Genomic DNA, 22,332 nt, shown 5'->3' on the forward strand with positions numbered 1-22,332 from the left:
GGAATGGCATCACATTCAACAGTTGCATCGGCAGGAAGTGCTTCAACAAAGGTTGGTGCTGTTGTATCCTGAGTTGTTATGATTTGGTTTTCTGAGGTTGTGTTTCCACAGTCATCAGTAGCGGTCCAAGTTCTGGTAATAATTACAGTATTGCCACATGTTTCATCAATTGTATCAACATAACTAATGTCAACGCTTCCGCAATTTACTGATGCCGTGGCTTCACCTGTATTGGTCGGGGCTGTATCGTCATTACAATCAATTGTTACATCATCCGGAATAGTTATTACAGGATTATTGGCATTACCAATTGTAATAGTTTGAAAAAATTCTGAAGTTGTTCTTCCACAGGCATCAATAGCTGTAAATGTATTGGTGTAAGTACCAGCACTTGAACAATTGGGATCAACTACAAAACTACCAGCAGTCTTAGTAATAGTTAAATCACAATTTTCTAGAGTTGGTTCTAAAAGTTGAGCATCGTTTAAACCGCTCGTATCTTCACAATCAAGTGTTACGTTTAAAGCACTCGGATTTTGCGACCAATTAGGAAGATCTGGCTGTATTATATTAATCACCAAAGGTAATAAATCACCTATGTTACATTCGTCTAAACCAGCTGAACTTAAAGTATTTTGTAAGTTTGGATTTTGCACGCCATTATAACTTGCAACGAATTGCAAATCGAATGAGAGATCGCAATTTTCCTCAAGAAAATAACATTCCTCTTGTATTATTATTTCAAAATCAATATCGAATTGCGGCGATCCGACAGCTACTAAAGAATTAGGGATGTTAAATACTAAATTTCCAGTAACTGGATTAAAATTAAAGGTTACACCAGCTGGTAAATTGTTAGCATTAATACCAGAGGCCTGAGTAGGGAGCGTTGTAGAAACAGATAAGTTGGTTGCATCATCATTTCCTGTGTTTTGAATAGCGAAACTAAATCCCAATGTGTCACTGGGTGCAACGGGATTGCTTCCAGAGTTAAGAACCATTTCGATAGGATTCAAATTTGGCGCCCAAACATCTACAGAAAAACCTAAAAGGTAAAGGCCATAGGTTTCTTGATTGGATGTTAAGCGAATAGTTGCAGAAGATTGATTGTTTCCTATAACCGAATTGCTTGGGTTATCAAGTCTAAAAACAGCAGCATCATAACCTAAAGTATTAGTACTAGCTGGATTTCTATCTAGGAATTGAGAACCATTGGTTGTAATTTTACTATTAAAAAAGTTTGATGCGCTTCTTTGAGGGGTAGAAATATCTATAAAGTTGTTCGCAACGTTTCTAATCTGAAGTCTATCACCACTTAAATCCAAATCGCCTTCGAGTGCACCTATTATAACATCAGCATTTACATTTCCCGTAGGAACAGTTTGAAAGCCGTTAAAGTCAATATTGAAATTATTCACACTGCTTGTAACGTGCGCATATCCATCAAAAATACTTACATTTTTTGCAGGAAGTAGTGGGCTTTCATAAATAAAAACAATTTGCCAACCTCCTGAGGTACCAATATTACTAGAACCTATTTGTAAATTTCCAGTTTTAGCTTCAACGTTACCAATTTGATATTTACCATAAGGTGATGCCAATGTATTTATTTGACTCGTAATATCTTTAACACATATATATGGTTCGTTACTAAAGTTGGTATCGCGTCCGCGAAATATGACTTCGTCAGCAGTGATGGTCGTGTAATTAGTTTGACCAGGCAGCATTAATTTCACGTCACTGAAATTCCAGTTTGGTTGATTTTCAACACCATTTTCGGCATAATCTGCTGCAGCCCAGTAAAGGTATGCTTTAATAACAGACAAGCATTCTACGTCGTTGTTTGGAATAACAAAATTGGCGCTACTTGAATTAAAAGTGGTTGGATCACTATCAATATCAACATTCACTGTATTTAAACTATGATTACCAGCAGAGCCATTATAATCACCAGTCGCCGTTGTAGACAAAACATTGTTTGCAATAATGGTCATATCACCTTTAACCGTTTGATTAAAGCGAGGCGTGAAGTTGTCTAAAACTTGAGCCGACATATTGAAACTCAATAACATTGTCATTGTATAAATGAAAACATTAAAGCGGTTTAATTGAGTAACATTTTTCATGTGCCTGTATTTTTTGAACTCCGAAACTATTATTCGAAATTACTTGGATTTGGGATTAAACTTCTTAGTTCGATGGTTTGAGAAATAGCTGTACGACTACTTGATAACAAAGTAACATTTGCACAATTCCAACTCCCCAATCTTGAATTAGGTGTTCTTATCGATTTAATGTAGAAAGTAGATTTGCTATTTCCATTTAGCATCAGGGTTTCTTTTACCTCTTTCTTATTGGCGTCAAATATTTTAAATAATAATTCAGACTGCTGTCTTCCAGCCATATTTTGGCATGTAGTATTTTGAATGGAAACCAAAACATCAACAGTTTTACTGCTCGTATTGGAAACTTCTAGCTGAAACCAGTGCTCTTCTTTAGTTAATTCTTCTTTCGAATTCTCAACAATTCTCAATGGTAGTTTTTGTTGTGCGTAGCCACTAAACGTTATCAATGCTACAAATAATAGGACAAATGATCTCATAATAAATTGATATTAATATTTTAACTATCGCTTAGCGATTTATGGTAAAAAACAAAATATTAAAGCCTATAATGACCAAAATCACTAATGACAATTATATTTTCAAACGAGGGAGGGTATGCATCTTTGATGCACAAAGGAATGGATTTATTAATATATTTTTGATTTGGGGTCATTTACATTAATTTTACGTCTACAAAGCAAAGCACAAACATTGCGCTAAACAAATATAAATGTTGAAGGGACGAAAATAATCGATAAAACGGATATATGCAACATTTTATCGAAAAAAATTGCACTTAAACGATAAATAATGAAAAATTTAGTAGTTGTTAGACACGGAAAATCATCTTGGAATCATAATGTTGGCGACGTTTTAAGGCCTTTAACGGATCGTGGGAAAAATGACATCAAATTTATAGGGGATTGCTTTAATTCTTTTAATTTGAATCCAGATTGTATATTTACAAGCCCAGCAAAGCGTGCTCATGATACAGCAATGATTTTCAACTCAAGGTTAAAAGAAATGCAAAATTCGATTATAATAGTAGATGAATTGTATGATTTTGAGGGAAGACAAGTGGTTAATTTTATCAAGTCTTTATCAAATGATTATAATTTTATTATAATTTTCGGTCATAATAACGCCTTAACTTCAATTTCTAATATCTTTGGTTCAAAAGCTATAGACAATCTACCAACTGCGGGATTAGTACACATTTGTTTTAATGTCAATAACTGGAATGAGATTAGAAAAGGAACTACAAAACTTACATTATTCCCGAAGCAACTGAGAAATGATTAAACAAAATGAATACGTAAATAGAGAAATAAGCTGGCTTCAATTTAATGCCCGTGTACTACAAGAAGCCGCTGATGAAACCGTTCCTTTAATTGAACGATTGCGATTTCTTGGAATTTTCTCTAATAATCTAGATGAGTTTTTTAAAGTTCGATATGCTACTGTTAAACGTATTGACCAAGCAGGTAAAGGTGGAAAAAGCGAACTTGGCGGTATTAAAGCTTCAGAGTTACTCAAACTTATTACCGATGTCGTGATCAGACAACAGTCTGAAAGTCTTGAAATTTTAAGCGATATCGAAAGGGAGCTAGAAAAAGTTAATATTCATATCATAAACGAATCACAAATATCAGCCAACCAGCAGCATTTTTTAAAAACTTATTTCATTGAAAAAATAAGTCCCGTATTGGTAACCATTATATTAAACGATTCAATAAAATTGCCAACCCTAAAGGATAGTGCTGCTTACTTGGCTGTTAAAATGGATATGAAGGACGATACTAAACAGTACGCTCTCATTGAAATTTCAAAATCGATGAATAGGTTTGTGGTTTTACCAAAAAAAGGAGATAATCAATATATTATAATGGTTGATGATTTGTTGCGATACTGTTTAAAAGATATTTTTAGTATTTTCAAGTTTAATAGTATTTCAGCGCATATGATAAAAATCACTAGAGATGGTGAACTTGATTTCGACAGTGATTTAAGTAAAAGTTTTATCGATAAAATTTCCGAAAGTGTTAGAGACAGACAAATTGGTGAACCCGTAAGATTTGTGTTTGATAAAAATATTGACGATGAAACGCTGTCATTTTTGCTCGAAAAAATGAATATCGACTCAAAGGATAGTTTAATTCCCGGTGGAAGATACCATAATCGAAGAGATTATATGGATTTCCCCAGTTTGGGAAGAACGGATTTACTTTATGACAAAATTGCACCCTTACCAATAAAAGATTTAAATTTAGAAGATAGTCTGCTATCCGCAATTGCAAAAAAAGACTATTTGTTATACACGCCTTTTCATACTTTTTCTTATGTTGTTAAGTTTTTAAGAGAAGCAGCTTTAGATCCAGCAGTCAAAACAATTAAAATTACCATTTATAGATTGGCGCAATCGTCGCAAGTTGCCAGCGCTTTGATAAATGCTGCAAAAAATGGGAAGAAGGTTATAGTTTCTATCGAATTGCGGGCAAGATTTGATGAACAAGCCAATATCGATTATGCCGAGCAAATGGAGCGCGAAGGAATAACTTTAATTTTTGGAGTTGCAGGGTTAAAAGTACACAGTAAGATGTGTTTGGTTGAACGTGAAGAAAACGATAAAATAAAGCGTTACGGAATTATAAGTACAGGTAATTTTAACGAATCAACTGCAAAAATATATACCGATTTCACTTTATTTACTGCAGATCAGAGACTCATGAAAGACATTAATAAGGTGTTTTCATTTTTTGAAGTGAATTATCAAATATATAGATACAAGCACATCATCACTTCGCCGCACTATTCTAAAACTAAATTATTTGCGCTTATTGATCAAGAAATAAAAAATGTTAAAAATGGCAAAACTGCTTATATTAAATTAAAACTTAACAGTCTATCAAGCTATATGATGGTTGATAAACTTTACGAAGCAAGTCGTGCTGGTGTAAAAATACAGATGGTTATTAGAGGTATTTGCTGTCTTGTACCGGGTGTGCCAGGTATGAGTGAAAATATTGAAGCAGTAAGTATTGTTGATAAATTTTTAGAACATACCAGACTCTACATTTTCTGCAATGACAACAATCCAAAAGTATTTATTTCTTCTGCTGATTGGATGTCACGAAATATTGAAAACAGAGTAGAAGTTACCTGCCCAATATACGATCCTGAGATCAAAGCAGAATTATTAGATATATTTGAAATTTGTTGGAACGCCAATACTAAGGCAAGAATTCTGAACAAAGAACAAGACAATCAGTATAAGAGAAATAATTTACCAAAAACAAGGGCTCAATTTAACACCTATCAATACTATCTAAATAAATTAAATCATTAGAATGCTCCAAATAAAAAAGTATGCTGCTATAGATATCGGTTCCAATGCCATAAGGTTGTTGGTGAGCGATATAATAGAGCAAAACAACAAACCCGTTAAGTTCAAAAAAACCAGTTTAGTTAGAGTACCTATCAGGTTAGGATCTGATGTGTTTATTGATGGAAAAATTTCACAAGCTAGTACAATGCGCATGTTAGATTCTATGAAGGCATTTAAACTTCTAATGCAAGCACATGGTGTTAAAGTTTATAAGGCCTGTGCAACTTCGGCCATGCGCGAGGCTAATAATGGAAATGAAATTGCTAGTCTTATAAAAGAGTTAACCTCTATCAATATTGATATTATTGATGGTGATATCGAAGCGACCATTATTGCTGCAACCGATTTACACGATTATATCGATGAAAATAAAACTTATCTCTATGTTGATGTTGGTGGAGGCAGTACCGAGTTTTCAGTGATTGATCAGGGAAAAAAAATGGTGTCAAAATCTTTTAAAATAGGAACGGTGCGTTTACTGAACGACATTGTAAATAAAGAAACTTGGTTAGAATTAGAACAATGGATAAAAACGCATACTAACCAATTTGAAAAAATCGATTTAATTGGTTCAGGTGGTAACATCAATAAGATTTTTAAAATATCAGGCAAAGCGATGGGAAAACCATTAACCTATTTCTACTTGACCAATTTTTACAATATGCTTCAAAGTTATTCTTATGAAGAGCGAATAACCGAATTAAACCTGAATCAAGACAGAGCCGATGTTATTATTCCTGCCACAAGAATTTATCTTTCTTCGATGAAATGGAGCGGTGCTCGTGATATTTATGTGCCTAAAATCGGTTTGGCTGACGGTATTATAAAAAGCATTTACCTCGAAATGGTTTCCTCTACAAAACTACCATAATAAGCATTTCATCTTTTATTTTTGTCTACACATCTAATAATTAGTGGCGTATTGTGCTTATACTATATATTCACAGTCTCAAATCAAATTCCCCATGAAAACTTTAATTACTTCTCTTTTTTTTGTAATTGTTTGCGCAACTTGTTTTGCCCAAGACACCAAATACGGCGTAAAAGCTGGCATGACCGTTTCAAACCTAGATTTTGACGGTAACCCTATTATCGATAACAAGCACAGAAACGGTTTTGTTTTTGGTGTTTTTGTTGATTATCGTATCACTGAAAACTTTTCAATTGTTCCTGAACTTCAGTATTCTGGAGAAGGCGCCAATGCTAGCGATTTTAGAAATGACTATTTAAATTTACCAGTGATTCTAAAATATAACATTTTTGGAAAGGTTAGCTTAGGCGTTGGTCCTCAAGTAGGATTAAAAATTCACAAAGACAATGATGGCTTCAGAAACTTTGTTTTTGCCACAGTTGGTTATTTTGAATATGCAATCACCGATGAATTCGCCATAGACGCACGCTATAATTATGGACTTTCAAATGTATTTGATAGTAATCTAACGCCTGAGGCTACTAATGGTGTAATTCAATTTGGAATTAACTATAAGTTATAGAAATATCCCACATAAAATTAAGAAGCTCTAGTTTAATCTGGAGCTTTTTTTATGGTTTTTTGGCAAAGTTAGTCTTCGACATCAATAAAAATTATTTATAGACCAAGGTTCATGAATTTAACTCATATATCAAATTCTTAAAATAGAATTATCCATGAATCGTTTCTTTTTTACCTAAATCTTTCATAATTTGAGCTTCAAATTCCAGCAGTTGCTGCCATTTTTCATCAACTTCTTTGCGGTCACCATACTGACGTGCAAAGCCTAAAAACATGGTGTAATGATTGGCTTCACTCACCATTAATTTTCTGTAAAATTCAGCGAGTTCTTTATCGGATAGTGCTTCCGACAATAATCTAAAGCGCTCGCAACTTCTAGCTTCAATTAACGCGGCGTATAGCAGTCTGTGAACCAACTGCGTTGTTCGGCTGCCGCCTTTTGGAAAAAACGTAACTAACTTTATTACGTAATCGTCCTTTCTATCTCTTCCTAAGGTCCAGCCGTTTTTGATAATCCTGTCATGCACCATTTTAAAATGACTCATTTCTTCTTTTACTAAGGCTGTCATTTCTATTACCAAATCGGTGTATTCAGGAAAACTAACAATAAGCGAAATAGCCGTACTAGCCGCCTTCTGCTCACAATAGGCATGATCGGTTAAAATATCTTCAATATTTTTTTCTACAATATTTACCCAACGTGGGTCTGTTGGTAATTTTAATCCTAACATAGTTAAACAGGTTTTATAGTATAGTTTCCGTCCTTTTGGACAAAAAGCTTAAAAAATTTATGGTTTTTGGTTGTTGGGTTTTTAAATACAATATCTAAAAAAACTTCCTCCTTGTTCGATTCAAATTCGTTAACCCAAACACTTTCTAAGATTGCATATTTCCAAAATACATCGCTAGTATTGATAAACATTTCACTGTCTATTGTTTGGCTAAAAATTAATTGATTATCATTGATTATTTCGACATAGGATTCAAGTTTTCTGTAAGCTATAATTTTTTTATCTGATTGAGATTTATTGCGAACTTTTACTAAATCATTATCGCTGGTTTTGGTTTTGATGTGTACTTTGGTATGAGCCGAAATGATGGTATCGGTAATTATTTCAATCGGATATTGGGGAACTAGGGTAATCGATTCTAAATTTTTATTGGCTTCAATAAAATTTTTAACTGCAATTTTCTGACTGTCTTTTTGCTTATAACGACCATCGCAACTTACAAAACAGGCACTTAAAACAATTAAGCAACTTATGAAATACATTATTCTAAACATCTAATCCGAAAGTTTTTCTTAATAATTCAATATCAGGATTTTTCTCCTTTAGTTTTTCATATTTTTCTTGAGGTGAAAAGGCGTATTGTTTTTCAATGTCGTCGTTTACATTGATTTCAAGGTTTATACTATAATTTTTAAGCTTTTTCCTAACATAAGCCATTAATTCATTCGAAGCGCGTTCTAATTCAATTTTTGAGCTTTCATTAGATACTTCAACTTCCAGATTAAAATTATCTTTTAGCAACGGTTTTCGACTATGAATGGTTGCTGCTACAATTTTTTGTCCTAGGTCATCTAACTTTTTGGCATAGGCATTCCAAACTATTTCTAAATTTTCTTGAGTAAAATGTTCTTCCGGTAGATTGCTAGGGTCGATCACTACGTCCATTTGCTTGATAAGATGATCGCGCTTCTTTTTAATACTACTCAAGGACAAACCTGAAGTTTGCTTTTTTGATAAATCAACCGAAACCTTTGGAATAACTTCCTTAGCCACGACATTTTCAGTAGTATTTGAAAGAAATTCATCTTCAATATCTAATGAATCACTTTCGGCGATAACTTCTTGTTCTTGTATTTTTGGTTGATTGTTAATTGCTACTTTTTCTGTATTGGAAGGAAGTTTTACCGCAATTGGTTTGATGCCTTTATTTTTAAAATAGGAGGCAGGAATTATATAGGGCTGGCTATTTTTTTTTTCTCCATCAAAATTGATAGAGGCAAGTTGCATAAGTGTAAGTTCTACTAATAACCGTTGATTTTTACTGCTTTTATATTTCAAATCACAATCATTAGCTAACTCAATGGCTTTGATAAGCATGTTTTGACTCAACTCTTTTGATTGTGTGAGGTATTTGTGTTTGGTCTCTTCTCCAACTTCCAATAACTCATGGGTTGCTGGATTTTGGCAAACTAATAAGTCTCTAAAATGAGAAGCTAAACCAGCGATAAAATGATGACCGTCAAAGCCTTTGGACAATACCTGGTTGAAAAATACCAAAAGCTCAGGAATATTGTGAGTAATCATTAAATCGGTTGTGGTGAAAAAAGTTTCGTAATCTAATACGTTAAGATTTTCCGTAACTGCTTGTCTCGTTAAATTTTTCCCTGCAAAACTTACTACGCGGTCAAAAATAGATAAGGCGTCGCGCATGGCACCATCAGCTTTTTGTGCAATGATGTGAAGTGCATCGTCTTCGGCATCAATACCTTGTTCTTCCGCAATGTATTTCAGATAATTTTTAGCGTCAGTGACCGTAATACGTTTAAAGTCGAAAATCTGACATCGCGATAAAATTGTAGGGATTATTTTATGTTTTTCGGTGGTTGCAAGAATGAAAATACAATGTTTTGGCGGCTCTTCTAATGTTTTAAGAAAAGCATTAAAAGCCGCTTGCGACAACATATGTACCTCGTCAATAATATAAACTTTGTAGTTACCAACTTGTGGTGGAATTCTTACCTGATCAGTAAGATTCCTAATATCATCAACCGAGTTGTTAGAGGCTGCATCCAGCTCAAATACATTAAAAGCAAAATCTTCATCTTTCTGTTCTGTGCCGTCACTGTTAATCATTTTAGCCAAAATACGTGCGCAGGTCGTTTTACCAACGCCACGCGGACCTGTAAACAGCAATGCTTGGGCTAAATGGTTATTTTCTATTGCATTAAGTAAGGTATTGGTAATAGCCTGTTGCCCCACAACATCTTTAAATGTTTGTGGTCTGTACTTTCGGGCTGATACTACAAAATGCTCCAATTTAAACGTTTTAAAATGTGAATGGTTTGTTTGCTACAATGCAACTCACAAATTTAAACATTACATTGAGAATTTGCACTTGGATTTATTTATTTATGCTGGTAATTATTAACAGGTGTAAAAGATTTGTTGCCAATATATGGTTGACCAAAAAGATCAGTTTTTTATGATTTAAGAATAAGTTTTATCATTGTATTCAAGTTTAGAATTTTTTACCTACGCAAAATAATTTAATCAAACACATGTAAAATGGGCGGTGAAGGAAGTATTCAAGGAATGATCACTACGCTGAGGAACAATAAAAAGCTTCTCAGATCCAAAAGAATGTTTAAAAAAGAAAGATCGTTTCTAAATTTAAAACAAGAATATTTTAAAGCCGCTGGTGGCCGTCTAGCATTTAAGGAGGCTTCAAAAGAAGACCTTTTGAAAATTAGACAAAAAATTATACAAGAAAGAACAAAAAATACGGTTTTATTTTCTTTAGTTGCCGCTTTAATTTTTAGTTGTGTTTTCTACCTATCTATTCAATTTTTAAGAAATGAGCGTAAGGTAGAAGAGCAACAGCAAGCAGCGCAATTCAAAAAGCAAGAAAAATTATTTCTAAAGTATTTAATAGAAGGTGATGAGTGGTTTGAAAAAGGTTCATGTTATAATTCAATATTCAGCTATGAAAGAGCTCTAGAAATTTTTCCTGACAATTATGATGTAAATTATAGAATTGTGACCGTTTATGCTGTGCAATGCGAAATGGACTATAAAAATTGTTTTAAGGCAAAAGAATTACTAGAGTCACTTTTCGTGAAATATCCATTTAAAAAAGATGAATTAATACGCATTAAAGACAGATTGGAATATGAATTTTAAATTACAGAATAATAGTGATTTATAGTTTTTAATTCTTCTAACCGTAGCGTTTCGATTACCTTTACTTAATCAAATAACATAACGATATGTCACTAAAAAATAAAGTCGCCTACATAACAGGTAGTACCAAGGGAATTGGTTTTGGAATCGCTAAACGCCTGCTAGAATCTGGAATGCGCGTGGTTATTACTGGCCGAACAAAGGAAGGCGTTGATGCCGCAATAATGGAGTTAAAGGATTATGATGAACGCGTTTTAGGCGTGGTTTCGGATGTGCGAAACCCAGATGCTGAAGTTAAAGCTATTAAACAATGTCTTGATAAATTTGGACAAGTAGATGTTATTATTGCCAATGCAGGATTGGGCATTTTCAAACCTATTGAAGAATTAAGTATAGAAGATTGGAACGCCATGATTGAGACCAATTTAAATGGCGTTTTTTATACCCTAAAAGCTGGTATTTCAGCACTAAAGCAAAGTAAAGGTTACTACATTAGTATTGCTAGTTTGGCAGGCACTAACTTTTTTGCTTCTGGTTCAGGATACAATGCTTCAAAGTTTGGTGTGGTTGGATTTACACAAGCTGCCATGCTCGATTTAAGAAATTATGATGTTAAAGTAACTACCATCATGCCAGGTTCGGTTACATCACATTTTAATAACCATACACCAAATCCTGATGATGACTGGAAAATCCAGCCAGAAGATCTTGGACAATTGATTGTTGATTTGTTGAAAATGCCGGCAAATGCACTTCCTAGCAAGGTTGAGATTAGACCAACTAAGCCTGGTAAAAAGTAAATTATTTTAACGACTACTATTCAAAAATTTCCACGAATACTAAGTGTAATATTCCCTAACTTTGTAACGAGTAAATCGCCTTATCGCTGAATGCCCAATTTAGTTTGGGATTTGGAGGAAAGTCCGAACACCGCAGTGCAGCATAGTGGTTAACGGCCACCAGTCGCGAGATTAGGAAAAGTGCAACAGAAAGGATGTACAGGTAATGCTGTAGTGAAATCAGGTAAACTCTATGCGGTGCAATGCCATGTATGCCAGCAATTTAACGCAAGTTATAAAAGAGTTGCACGCTCAAGTTGGTGGGTAGGCAGCTAAAGTTTACTGGTAACAGTAAATGCAGATAAATGATAAGGGTTCGCCTTTGGTGAATACAGAATTCGGCTTACAGTTTTACTCATTTAAAACAAGTCCATTTTAATTATTAAAATGGACTTTGTTTATTTTATTCTATCTCTGGAATTTCGAAAAAGCTAAAGACACTACCACCGTAATTTTTTGAGTAACTGTAATTATCTACTTCTAATAAACTAGTATGTTTTGAGTGTTCTATAATCAAAACTCCACCCAAACTAAGCAGGCTATTTTTAAATACCGAAGTAACAATTTCAGTAAATTGTTCGAATGAGAAATCATAAGGTGGATCTGCAAAAATAACAGTGTATGCTTGCGTATGATTTTTTAGTAATTTAAACACATCGGCTTTGATGGTTCTTATTTGCATTTCAAAACTTGCTGCAGTTTCATTAATGAATTTTACGCATCCGTATTCGGTATCAACAGCAGTTATATCAGTGCAACCACGGGAGGCAAATTCATAGCTTATATTTCCTGTGCCGGCAAATAAATCTAATACTGTAATATCATCTAAATAATATAAATTGTTTAGGATATTGAACAAGGCTTCCTTTGCAATATCGGTGGTTGGCCTTACCGGCAATTGTTTAGGAGCTGAAATTCTGCGACCTTTAAATTCTCCTGAAATGATTCGCATTTAAAAGCTATTTAAAATTATAAAATGTTGGTAGGGTTGTTTTAACTGCTTATTATCAGAAATCTTAAAAATATAGTCGGGTGTATAAAATTGAATGTGTCGGATATATTTATAAGCAATAGTATATAAGGCATCGTCTTTTTCAATATCGCCAGTGAGATTTACCACAATTTCTTCTGGATTGAATTGCAACTGCTCCAAACTGAACAAAACGTAATAAATAAAATCTTCGACGGTTTGGTATTCAAAGTAATTGTAAAACTGAAGCGCGCCATGGTTTACTACAACCATTTCTATATGTGCTGAATTGACATTTATAAAAACTTCTTGAGTTTCCAATTTGGCAAAGCGCTGTAATAAATTGTCAATTAAAACGGTAGAGGCATGCTTAAAGGTGAATTCACCGAAGGTTTCAAAAATATAATTGTTGATGTTCATATACGGAACATAAACAACTACACTGTCATTTATGACTATTTCATCATGTTCAATAAAATCGGTTTGCAGAATTTTACTATTGAATTTTAGATAATCTGCCTTGTGTAGTTCGTCATATAAAGATTGAGGAACGATGGTCGCCAATTCATTTTGGTAAATTAAATTAACCGAATTAAACGCCTCCGAAAATACCGTATTGCTACTTAAGGTTTTTTTTATTTCTTCTAAAATGCTGCTGGGTGTAAGTTTTTTGTCGAAATTTAAATGATCCAGATAAGTGATACAATTCTCAGAACGATTTAAAATACAAAAAGAAAGTCCATTCAAATTTACTTGAATGGACAGTTCTTTAATATGATTTGTATTCAAATTACTGTTCTTTTGAGAAGTTTTTAGGCCAGTTACCAGTGGTATTTACCTCGTCCATAGAACCTACTTTTATGGTTGGACCGTTAACACCATCAACGGATACAACTTGTTCTTCTTTTTTGATTAAATACTTTTCTTGATCAAACAATACAACTTCTTTTCTTACCGAAGCTTCAAAAACTGGAATAGAATCCAACATTCCAGCCTTCAATTCAAATTTCGCACCTTCCGCTCCTACAGGAACACTCATCATTGTTTTATAACGCGTACTTGTTTTAAACAATGAATCTTTTACCGATACGAAATCTAAAGTATCAACTAATACAAGTGTTTTAAAAGTTTCTACACCACCAAAAAGTTTAGTTCTTTCAACATCTAAAACGGTTGAATCTCTGCGTTGGGTAATTGTGTATTCGGCTGTATCAATAAACTTCACCAAGTCGTCAAAATTATCTGTGAATTTTCCAGTAATTACTTTATGAGCAACTTGTGCATTTCTAATATCAATCAAATTTTTGATTACCTGATTGTAACGTTTTTCCTTAAGCTGATTAAATTGAATTTCACCATAAACAGACATAAAGGTTTTATATCCTAAAAAGACAATCAATAGCCAAAGCGCAATGGTTATAAATGGTTTTGCTTTTTTTGGCACAAATTTATCTATAACCCATACAATACCTATGGTTAACAAGATTACAGCAACAATGGCAATAATAATATTTAACATGTTTAAATTTTTTGATTAATTTTAGGATAATGACAAATCTACAATTTTTTTTCAATCATAAAAATCATTGAAATAAAAATCCATTAAAAAATAAACTTAGCTTAATTATCGCCATCCTAATTAACTATTAAATAGTATCTTGCTTGTCATATAAATTTTTATGATTACCAACCCATCAGATTTTTATACCGAATTAAAAAAATTCTTTCCATTTAAGCCTACTTTTAAACAAGACAAGGTGTTAGGTGGGTTTTCGGAGTTCATTTTTGAAAAAAATAACAATACCATTTTTCTTTTGAAAGGATTCGCTGGAACTGGAAAAACAAGTATTATAGCAACAGTTGTTTCCAATTTATGGAAGGTTAAAAAAAGCGCCGTGTTGTTAGCGCCAACTGGCAGAGCTGCTAAAGTGATTTCAAATTATTCTAAAACGGAAGCTTTTACCATTCATAAACGGATTTATTTTCCTAAGAAAGAAAAAAGTGGCGGTGTAAAATTTGTAATGCAACCTAATAAGCACCGTAATACTATTTTTATTGTAGATGAAGCTTCTATGATTCCCGATGCACCAGCCGAATCTAAATTATTTGAAAATGGCTCATTGTTAGATGATTTAATTCAGTATGTGTATTCCGGTCACCAATGCAAGTTGGTTTTTATTGGAGATACCGCGCAGTTACCGCCAGTACATTCTAGTTTAAGTCCCGCTTTAGATGCCTATAAACTCTCACTTAATTTTAATAAAAGGGTAGAGGAAATTGAATTGGATGAAGTAATGCGTCAGCAATTCGATTCTGGGATTTTAGAAAATGCAACGCTTTTACGTGAAACTTTGGAATTTGAAAGTTTCGAAAGTTTTAAATTCGATTTAAAAAACTTCAAGGATATCGTTAGGTTGGTAGATGGCTATGAAATTATGGATGCCATAAACGATGCTTACAGCCAAAACGGCTACGAAGAAACTGCAATCATCGTTCGTAGTAACAAACGTGCTAATTTGTACAATCAGCAAATTAGAAGTCGTATTTTGTTAAATGAAAACGAACTTAGCACAGGCGATTTTTTAATGGTGGTTAAAAACAACTACTTTTGGGTAAAACCAACTTCCGAAGCTGGATTTATTGCCAATGGTGATATCGTTGAAGTGCTCGAAATTTTCACTTTCATTGATTTATATGGTTTCAAGTTTGCTGAAGTAAAGGTGCGAATGGTTGATTATCCAAAAATGCAACCTTTTGAAACCGTATTATTATTAGATACCATTGCATCAGAATCTCCTTCATTAACTTACGAAGAAGGGAACCAACTCTACAACGAAGTTTCTAAAGATTACGCCCATGAAACATCCAATTATAAAAAATTTATGGGTGTGAAAAACAACAAATATTTTAACGCGCTTCAAGTTAAATTCTCTTATGCCATCACTTGTCACAAATCACAAGGCGGACAATGGAACACGGTATTTGTCGAACAACCCTACTTACCAAATGGAATCGATAAGGAATATGTTCGCTGGCTATATACAGCCTGTACCAGAGCAAAAGAGCAATTATATCTCATAGGTTTCAAAGATGATTTTTTTGTAAATTCATAATTAATTATGACCACAGAAACCATTATTAGTATTTGTTTAGGGATCGGACTTTCGGCTTCGGTTGGCTTCAGAATATTTCTGCCGTTGTTTGCTTTAAGTTTGGCAAATTACCTCAATGTTTGGGAACTTAATGAGTCGTGGCAATGGATTGGCAGTACTTCAGCGTTAATTTTATTTGGAGTTGCAACTATAATAGAAATTATTGCATATTACATTCCGTTGGTTGATAATGTCTTAGACAGCATCGCCATTCCATTAGCAACTATTGCTGGAACTTTGGTAATGGTTTCAACCATTTCCGAATTGAGCCCTGTGTTTACATGGACTTTAGCAATTATCGCAGGAGGTGGCACGGCCTCTGCTATTAAAGGAACTTCAAGCGCATCGCGATTAACGTCGACCGTTTCAACAGCGGGTTTTGGTAATAATATATTAGCGAGTATCGAAAATATAATTGCCTTAATTATGTCGGTTATCGCCATTGTTTTTCCGATATTAGCTGCAATTTTAGTTCTTCTAATTTTGTACGTGATTTTTAAGCTTTATAAAAAGATTAGAAAGAGGTCTAAAAATTAGCGCTATTATTTTATTTTTGGTATGAATAAAAAGTCTTTATGAAGATTATTTCAATGATTCCCGCGCGCTATAGTGCCTCCAGATTTCCCGCAAAACTCATGCAAGACTTAGGCGGTAAAACGGTGATTTTAAGAACTTACCAAGCTACTGTTAATACAGGTTTATTTGATGATGTATATGTAGTTACAGATAGTAGTATTATTTTTTCTGAAATTACTTCCAACGGTGGGAAAGCCATTATGAGCAAGAAAGAACACCAATCGGGGAGTGATCGTATAGCCGAAGCCGTCGAAGATGTAGAAGCAGATATAGTGGTAAATGTGCAAGGAGACGAACCCTTTACCGAACGTGAAAGCCTTGAAAAAGTACTAAACGTTTTCAAAACAGATGATCATAAAGAAATAGATTTGGCGTCCTTAATGGTCGAAATTCACGATTGGGAAGAAATTAGCAATCCAAACACGGTTAAAGTTATTGTTGACCAACAGAATTTTGCTTTGTATTTTTCAAGAAGTCCGATTCCCTTTCCGCGAGATAAGGAAGCAGGAACGCGCTATTTTAAACACAAAGGAATTTACGCATTTAGAAAACAAGCACTTTTAGATTTTTATAAATTACCCATGCAATTTTTAGAAGCCACCGAAAAAATTGAATGCATTAGATATTTAGAATACGGCAAACGCATAAAAATGGTAGAAACCTCAGTAGAAGGTGTAGAGATTGATACACCAGAAGACCTAGAACGCGCCAAAAAACTTTGGAAATAATAGCCCTTGAAACCATCTTACAAACATATTAAAGTTATAGGCTTTGATGCCGACGATACACTGTGGGTAAATGAAACCTATTTTAGGGAAGCCGAGGAAAAGTTTGCCGCCATGTTGTCGCAGTTTGAAACGCCAAATAAAATTGATCAAGAGCTATTTCAACTCGAAGTTCAAAATCTGCCTTTATATGGTTATGGTATTAAAGGATTTGTGCTAAGCATGGTTGAAATGGCTTTAAAACTTTCTAATTACACGGTGAAAAATGACATCATTGAAAAAATCCTCAACATAGGAAAAGACATGTTGGATAAGCCAGTAGAATTACTGGATGGTGTACAAGAAGTTTTGTTAAATTTAGAACATAAATATCGATTGATTTTAGTAACAAAAGGTGATTTACTAGACCAAGAACGAAAACTCGAAAAATCAAACTTATCACATTATTTTCATCATATTGAAGTATTAAGCGATAAGCAAACAGCTAATTATTCAAGCTTATTAAATCGTTTAGACATCAAACCATCCGAATTTTTAATGATTGGAAACTCTCTTAAATCCGATGTGTTACCGATTGTAGAATTAAAAGCCAATGCTATTCACGTGCCATTTCACACCACATGGTTACATGAACAAGTTACCGCGAATGAAACCAACGGAAAATCTTATATAACGCTAAATTCGCTAAAAGACATTATTCCATTGTTAAATTAAAAATAAAAACCACAACAAAATTCAATCTCAGTTGTTAATTTTGTTTCAGACTAAAATATATGAGTTTTAAGAATTATCCTATGGTATCACGGGTTGTCTTCGGAAGAGGAAGTTTCAATCAGTTATCAGAAATTATAGAGCCCAAACGTATTAATACCAAAGCACCTTTTATTTATTTGGTGGATGATGTTTTTAAGGGAAAATCATGGATAACCTCTAGAATTCCGTTATCGTATAAAGATGAATTAATTTATATTTCAACTGCAGAAGAGCCAAAAACCTCTCAAGTCGATGAGTTAGTCGAGCAAATTATTTTAAAACATAACGAACGACCTTCAGGTATCATCGGTATCGGCGGTGGTTCTATTTTAGATCTTTCCAAGGCGGTTTCAATTTTACTTACTAACGAAGGCGAAGCAAAAGATTATCAAGGCTGGGATTTGGTTAAAAATCCTGCTGTTTATCACGTAGGTATTCCCACCATTTCCGGCACTGGTGCTGAAGTGTCAAGAACCACAGTACTGACAGGTCCAGAAAAAAAATTAGGTATCAATTCAGATTTTACACCGTTTGACCAAGTAATTTTAGATCCCGAACTAACTAAAGATGTACCAAAAGACCAATGGTTTTATACGGGTATGGATTGTTATATACATTGCGTGGAATCTTTAAATGGCACTTATTTAAATGCTTTCAGCCAAAGCTATGGCGAAAAAGCAATGGAACTTTGCAAATCAATTTTCCTCAAAAGTAGCTTAAGTGACTCCGATAAAGATGAAAAGTTAATGATGGCCTCATGGCACGGCGGTATGAGTATAGCCTATTCTCAAGTAGGTGTTGCACATGCAATGAGTTACGGTTTATCCTTTTTATTAGGAACCAAACACGGCATTGGTAATTGTATTGTTTTTGACCATTTGGGAGAGTTTTATCCAGATGATGTGGCGCTTTTCAAAGAAATGAAAAAATTAAACAATATAAAATTACCACAAGGAATTTGTGCCAACCTTACAGATGAAGAATTCGACATTATGATTAATGTGGCATTGAGTTTAGAACCCCTATGGGAAAATGCTGTTGGTAAAAAATGGAAACAAACCATTACCCACGAAAAATTGAAATCTCTCTATAAACTCATGTAGAATGAGATGGCTTTCAAAATTTATCTATTTTAAATTACTCGGTTGGAAAATCAATGGTAACACTGATTTTTCAAAAAACACCATAAAAAAAGCAGTAATAATTGCAGCACCACACACTAGCTGGCACGATTTCTACATTGGATTGCTATTGAGAAAAATTTGTGGCGTTAAAACTAATTTTATTGGTAAAGCTGAATTGTTTAAATGGCCATTTGGTTATTATTTTAGATCGATTGGTGGTGTACCGGTCAATCGAAAGGAACGACTTGATATGGTAGGGTCTATTGTCGCTATTTTTAATGAGCGTGATGAGTTTAGATTAACATTGGCGCCGGAAGGCACCCGGAAAAAAGTGGATAAGTGGCGAACCGGATTTTATTACATCGCAAAAAAAGCCGAGGTTCCCATTATCATGTTTACTTTAGATTTCGAAAACAAACAAAATAAAGTGTCAGAACCATTTTATCCAACCGATGATGCTGAAGCGGATTTTAAATTCATTGCAGCTTTTTATCAAGGAGTTAAAGGTAAAATACCAGAGTATTCTTAGTGTTTGGCATAACTTTTGCCCTATTAAGTATGTTGATGAAACATAAAGTAAACCTTAATCAAGTCTCTAAAAAGAAACATTAACGCATAAAAAAAGCCACTTAATTGTGGCTTTTTAAATTAGATGTATGTTATTACTATTTTATTTCTTTCATAGCATTGTCAATTAAAGTTCGTAAATGCTGTTTGTGCGCTCTTGATGCAACATCACCAGATGGCGCAGCCATTGATTTAATAGCGTTTAAATTGTAAAGCGCCATAGATTTAGCCGCATTGGTATAACGTGATGCTTGAGTTCCTACTAATGTTCCAATAAGCATATTGGTATATTCAACTTGTAGGTTTTGTCTGAATGAATTTACATTCCCTGAAATGTCAGCTTTAAAAATAGCATTATTTAAATCGGTCATAAAGGCCGATAATGAATATTGGTTACCATATAATTCTGAGTCAGAAATACGCTGAACCGTATTTGGGTGCAACAAATGGTTCAATACATTTTTTTGATAACTTAAAACTTGCTGATGAATTTTCGGGTCTTCAGAACCACGCATAAAATTAAATCCACGACGTTGCATCGCCAAATAGTTATATAAATCGTTAGGCATTTTGTAAGCATTCGGTGAAAAGGCGTACTCGCTTAAAGCTGCCATAGCACGCTTTTGGTCGTCCAAACTTACTGGCGTATATGGTTGTGTTTCGCCTTCTTGACCAGCCATAGCTCTATCCACATAAACACCACCAATATATCTCGAAATAACATTGGTTGCGTTGGCATATTGACCAGAAAGTAAATAATAAACACGTCTTAGTTCTTGATAGGATTCACCTTCATTAGTGAACTTAGGTTTAATATCACCCATTAATTCATTAACCATTTTAATGCGTTCGGTTGCATAACCAATGGCATCGCTCGATAAATCACCGACCATAACTCTTGGATCAATAGCTTTACCTGGCGAACGCATATCATCTGCATCATTTCCGAAAATTAATTCTGGTTTGGTTGATTGATTTAATAAGGCAGTTTTTTCTGCTTCACTTGCAAATGGCGTATACCCAAACTGAATTGCCCAAATATCATATGGTCCAACTGAAGTATCGTAATACTGTCCTTGTTTGCTGCGATCTCTGATGATGTTGATATCGGCATAATCCATAACCGAACCAGTTAGGGCTTTTCCTTTAATAAATTCAGCATCGGCCAGTTGCTCAGGTGTATAAATCTGACTGGCCTTCATATTGTGATTTAAACCTAAAGTGTGACCAACTTCATGCATAATGAGTGCAATCATAGCTTCTTTTTTCATGCGCTCCATTTCTAGATCGTTTGCTTCAGCAGCGGCTAAAACAGCTTGACCAAACATGGTGTTTTCGTGCATGATATGTCCGGCAGAACAAAGCAGTTGATTGTTTTCAATAAGTGAAACTTCTTCACTAAAATTATTACTGGCTGATAAATCGAATAATTTATCGTATAACACTCTATTGGTAAAATGTACATATTCAAGCATGATATCCGCTCCTAAAATCTGTCCTGTTTTAGGGTTCACAAACGATGGACCATAGCCACCAAAAGGTGCTTGCGGTGAAGAAGTCCAACGCAAAACGTTATATCTAATATCACCAGCATCCCAATCGGCATCGTCTGGTTGCATTTTAACCATCATAGCGTTGTTGAAACCAGCTTTCTCAAAGGCTATATTCCATTCTAAAACACCTTTTTCAATGGTTTCACGCCACTCAACTGGAGTTGTGTTTTCCATCCACCAAACTATTGGTTCAATAGGTTCAGAAATAGCGGCTTCTGGATTTTGTTTTACCAATTTCCAGCGGTGTACGAAATCTCTATAGGGTACTGAGTTGGTAGCAGTTTGATCGTTTACTTGTGTTGTAAAATAACCAACGCGCGGATCGTCAAAAAGTGGTTCGTAATCGTTCTCTGGCATTGCTATAAGGCTGTGGTAAACTTTAATACTGACATTTCTCCCATCGGTAACAGCGTCCGAACCATTATTGAGCACAGAAGGGCTGGAATAGACATATTCAACCGCAACATCTGTATTTTTAGGATAGTTTCTAATGGCGTTTACTTTTGTTTTGTTCTTATCTAAATTGCCAAGAGCAAATGACATGGGCGAGGCGCCTGGAAATCGCGGTGGTTTTATTTGAGACAACGTTTCCTGAGTAAATAATTCATCAGCCTTTATAAGATACAATCCCTTTTCTTTATCGTGGGCTTCAATTTTTAAACTTGCCATAATACCAGTACTGGTATTGGCATCTTTGGCTTTAGAAATTGGATTGTTTTCATCAAAATAGAAAGAGGTATTTTGTGTGACGAATTCAATTTTGTCAAAATATTTTTCAATCGTAAATACTTTTGAACCTCTGTAAGCACCTCTGAATGCACCTGCGTCTAAAACACCATCGGCCACTTGATTAAAATGAATATACTCGGTTTTGAAATGGTCATCTGAAATTACCATTTGCAAACTACCACTAACGGTGTCTTGATAAATAGTAAATAAACCCTCAATTTTTTTGCTTTGTTTTACAAGTTCGGCTATCGATTTGTCTGAAGATTTTTTTGTAGTCGCCTCGGTTGGCTCACTACCTTTTTTCTTTTTATCCTTTTTTTGGGCAAAAGAAATCTGTGGTACCATCATAAGTACGATAACTGATGCTACCGCAATGCGATACATGGTTTTTGTTGAAATCATTAAATTTTAGTATAAAGTGAATAATTGGTAATTAATATAGTGTTGAAAA

20 protein-coding genes, 1 other RNA gene and 1 pseudogene are annotated in these 22,332 nt (G+C 34.2%); 13 read left to right on the forward strand and 9 right to left on the reverse strand.

Annotated features, from left to right (window positions below; translation table 11 throughout):
• Together V7Z48_RS08765 and V7Z48_RS08770 are read right to left on the reverse strand one after the other, a co-directional pair.
• Positions 1–2,126 (reverse strand): annotated as a pseudogene (locus V7Z48_RS08765) (hypothetical protein); the annotation flags it as partial.
• 29 nt (positions 2,127–2,155) lie between these two features.
• Positions 2,156–2,602: a hypothetical protein gene (locus V7Z48_RS08770; RefSeq protein WP_334113035.1), complete on the reverse strand. Its 447-nt coding sequence runs from the start codon at positions 2,600–2,602 to the stop codon at positions 2,156–2,158.
• A gap of 313 nt (positions 2,603–2,915) precedes the next feature.
• Between V7Z48_RS08770 and V7Z48_RS08775 the strand changes: the two genes are divergently transcribed.
• The 4 genes from V7Z48_RS08775 (at position 2,916) to V7Z48_RS08790 (ending at position 6,983) form a co-directional block, all read left to right on the forward strand.
• Positions 2,916–3,407, forward strand: coding sequence for a SixA phosphatase family protein (locus V7Z48_RS08775; protein WP_334113036.1), 492 nt, complete (start codon positions 2,916–2,918; stop codon positions 3,405–3,407).
• Entirely contained in the window at positions 3,400–5,451 is a 2,052-nt protein-coding gene (gene ppk1, locus V7Z48_RS08780; RefSeq protein WP_334113037.1) for a polyphosphate kinase 1, read from the forward strand. The genes V7Z48_RS08775 and ppk1 overlap by 8 nt, the downstream gene beginning before the upstream one ends.
• 1 nt (position 5,452) lies before the next feature.
• A complete protein-coding gene (locus tag V7Z48_RS08785) occupies positions 5,453–6,361 on the forward strand; it encodes a Ppx/GppA phosphatase family protein (protein WP_334113038.1) in 909 nt (302 codons plus the stop codon).
• A 94-nt stretch (positions 6,362–6,455) separates the two neighbouring features.
• Positions 6,456–6,983 (forward strand): porin family protein, encoded by a 528-nt coding sequence (locus tag V7Z48_RS08790; RefSeq protein ID WP_334113039.1) that lies wholly within the window; start codon positions 6,456–6,458, stop codon positions 6,981–6,983.
• Between the two features lie 148 nt (positions 6,984–7,131).
• Here V7Z48_RS08790 and V7Z48_RS08795 read toward each other — a convergent pair whose 3' ends face one another.
• From V7Z48_RS08795 to V7Z48_RS08805, 3 genes are read right to left on the reverse strand one after another with little or no spacing between them, the layout of a single operon-like run.
• Entirely contained in the window at positions 7,132–7,713 is a 582-nt protein-coding gene (locus V7Z48_RS08795) for a tRNA-(ms[2]io[6]A)-hydroxylase (protein WP_334113040.1), read from the reverse strand.
• A 2-nt stretch (positions 7,714–7,715) separates the two neighbouring features.
• Positions 7,716–8,255: a hypothetical protein gene (locus V7Z48_RS08800; RefSeq protein ID WP_334113041.1), complete on the reverse strand. Its 540-nt coding sequence runs from the start codon at positions 8,253–8,255 to the stop codon at positions 7,716–7,718.
• Positions 8,256–8,259: 4 nt separating this feature from the next.
• The gene (locus V7Z48_RS08805) at positions 8,260–10,029 is read right to left on the reverse strand and encodes a DNA polymerase III subunit gamma/tau (RefSeq protein WP_334113042.1); all 1,770 of its coding nucleotides are present in this window, start codon (positions 10,027–10,029) and stop codon (positions 8,260–8,262) included.
• A gap of 249 nt (positions 10,030–10,278) precedes the next feature.
• On the opposite strand from V7Z48_RS08805, the gene V7Z48_RS08810 reads away from it, so the two are divergent.
• From V7Z48_RS08810 to rnpB, 3 genes are all read left to right on the forward strand, one after another.
• A complete protein-coding gene (locus tag V7Z48_RS08810; protein WP_334113043.1) occupies positions 10,279–10,893 on the forward strand; it encodes a hypothetical protein in 615 nt (204 codons plus the stop codon).
• A gap of 86 nt (positions 10,894–10,979) precedes the next feature.
• Positions 10,980–11,693 (forward strand): SDR family oxidoreductase, encoded by a 714-nt coding sequence (locus V7Z48_RS08815; RefSeq protein WP_334113044.1) that lies wholly within the window; start codon positions 10,980–10,982, stop codon positions 11,691–11,693.
• Positions 11,694–11,760: 67 nt separating this feature from the next.
• Positions 11,761–12,094, forward strand: an RNA gene (gene rnpB, locus V7Z48_RS08820) — RNase P RNA component class A.
• A 41-nt stretch (positions 12,095–12,135) separates the two neighbouring features.
• On the opposite strand, the gene V7Z48_RS08825 is transcribed toward rnpB, so the two are convergent.
• The 3 genes from V7Z48_RS08825 to V7Z48_RS08835 are packed head-to-tail and all read right to left on the reverse strand — an operon-like array spanning position 12,136 to position 14,221.
• On the reverse strand, positions 12,136–12,684 hold the full coding sequence (locus V7Z48_RS08825) for an RsmD family RNA methyltransferase (RefSeq protein WP_334113045.1): 549 nt from the start codon (positions 12,682–12,684) through the stop codon (positions 12,136–12,138).
• Positions 12,685–13,491 carry a DUF3822 family protein gene (locus V7Z48_RS08830; RefSeq protein ID WP_334113046.1) on the reverse strand — a complete coding sequence of 269 codons (807 nt, stop codon included), beginning with the start codon at positions 13,489–13,491 and terminating at the stop codon, positions 12,685–12,687.
• Position 13,492: 1 nt separating this feature from the next.
• The gene (locus V7Z48_RS08835) at positions 13,493–14,221 is read right to left on the reverse strand and encodes a hypothetical protein (RefSeq protein ID WP_334113047.1); all 729 of its coding nucleotides are present in this window, start codon (positions 14,219–14,221) and stop codon (positions 13,493–13,495) included.
• A 160-nt stretch (positions 14,222–14,381) separates the two neighbouring features.
• Between V7Z48_RS08835 and V7Z48_RS08840 the strand changes: the two genes are divergently transcribed.
• From V7Z48_RS08840 to V7Z48_RS08865, 6 genes are read left to right on the forward strand one after another with little or no spacing between them, the layout of a single operon-like run.
• Entirely contained in the window at positions 14,382–15,815 is a 1,434-nt protein-coding gene (locus V7Z48_RS08840) for an ATP-dependent DNA helicase (protein WP_334113048.1), read from the forward strand.
• A 6-nt stretch (positions 15,816–15,821) separates the two neighbouring features.
• A complete protein-coding gene (locus V7Z48_RS08845; protein WP_334113049.1) occupies positions 15,822–16,391 on the forward strand; it encodes a DUF4126 domain-containing protein in 570 nt (189 codons plus the stop codon).
• Positions 16,392–16,429: 38 nt separating this feature from the next.
• Positions 16,430–17,158 (forward strand): 3-deoxy-manno-octulosonate cytidylyltransferase, encoded by a 729-nt coding sequence (kdsB, locus tag V7Z48_RS08850; protein WP_334113050.1) that lies wholly within the window; start codon positions 16,430–16,432, stop codon positions 17,156–17,158.
• 6 nt (positions 17,159–17,164) lie between these two features.
• Positions 17,165–17,869: an HAD family hydrolase gene (locus V7Z48_RS08855; RefSeq protein WP_334113051.1), complete on the forward strand. Its 705-nt coding sequence runs from the start codon at positions 17,165–17,167 to the stop codon at positions 17,867–17,869.
• Between the two features lie 59 nt (positions 17,870–17,928).
• A complete protein-coding gene (locus V7Z48_RS08860; RefSeq protein ID WP_334113052.1) occupies positions 17,929–19,011 on the forward strand; it encodes an iron-containing alcohol dehydrogenase family protein in 1,083 nt (360 codons plus the stop codon).
• Position 19,012: 1 nt separating this feature from the next.
• Positions 19,013–19,561 (forward strand): 1-acyl-sn-glycerol-3-phosphate acyltransferase, encoded by a 549-nt coding sequence (locus V7Z48_RS08865; protein WP_334113053.1) that lies wholly within the window; start codon positions 19,013–19,015, stop codon positions 19,559–19,561.
• 136 nt (positions 19,562–19,697) lie between these two features.
• On the opposite strand, the gene V7Z48_RS08870 is transcribed toward V7Z48_RS08865, so the two are convergent.
• Positions 19,698–22,283 (reverse strand): zinc-dependent metalloprotease, encoded by a 2,586-nt coding sequence (locus V7Z48_RS08870; RefSeq protein WP_334113054.1) that lies wholly within the window; start codon positions 22,281–22,283, stop codon positions 19,698–19,700.
• Positions 22,284–22,332: the final 49 nt, after the last annotated feature.

This window comes from Paucihalobacter sp. (assembly GCF_036825875.1).
Lineage (GTDB): Bacteria > Bacteroidota > Bacteroidia > Flavobacteriales > Flavobacteriaceae > Paucihalobacter.